At 33.0% G+C, this 479-nt stretch carries 1 pseudogene; it reads right to left on the minus strand.

Features of this window, described 5'->3' with window-relative positions:
• Nucleotides 1-458 (minus strand): annotated as a pseudogene (locus ACF91D_RS31805) (hypothetical protein); the annotation flags it as partial.
• Between the last annotated feature and the right edge of the window lie 21 nt (nt 459-479).

Here is a 479-nt window from a genome sequence, read left to right on the forward strand (position 1 = left end):
GTATTATAAGACTTTAAGAATCCTATACCATTTACTTTACAATTTAATAATGAATTACCTACAATTTGATGATATTCTTCATTATTCAGTCGTGGGTTATACCATCTTTCAACTGCTGTTCGTATACTTGATTCATAGTTAATCTCCCATGGTAACAATTCTTCTTCGTCATCTGACTTGCTTGCGAACATTTCAGTACATCCAACATATGGAACAATTATTGTAGTACCAGTTTCACTATCCGTATAACGCTTCAAATTAAATATATTCAATATTGTCTCGATTTGATTGCTATCCGTTATTGGATATATAGGGTTACTTTGGCTATAATCAACGTTTGGATATTCACCCCACCAAGCAATTCCCCTACCATTAGTAGGTAATAGTCTGTTTTTTTGTTTAGGGCTTTCTATTAATGATGCAATCAGGCGCTCTTCATAGCCATTTTCAATTTCCACTCTTGTCTAATATATAACGAT

This window comes from Staphylococcus sp. 231237_7MaSpsaltlick, from assembly GCF_043107035.1.